The organism is Photobacterium sp. R1 (genome assembly GCF_054600795.1).
On record NZ_BAAHZP010000779.1, the window covers coordinates 1 to 251 of the forward strand.

General features: G+C 56.6%; 1 protein-coding gene. It reads left to right on the forward strand.

Annotated elements, in window-relative coordinates; all coding sequences use genetic code 11:
• Window positions 1-251: 3'-5' exonuclease family protein (locus tag ACYP03_RS27195; RefSeq protein ID WP_459782831.1), on the forward strand; the 251-nt coding region annotated here is incomplete at both ends.

Here is a 251-nt window from a genome sequence, read left to right on the forward strand (position 1 = left end):
CGCGGCCTCGGTGACCATCCACAAGATGCGCCATCAGGATCTCCGTCACGGCCTGGAGCCCAGAGAGGCGCTGACACTGCTGCTGGAGTTCATCGGCAACCGCCCTCTGGTCGGCTACCATATCCGTTATGATAAGGCGATTCTTGATCGCTATTTCAAGCGTCTGTTCGGGTTTGCCCTGCCCAATAAGCTGGTGGAAGTCAGACACCTGTACCATGAGCAGATTGAGCGTCAACTGCCCAATACCTGCT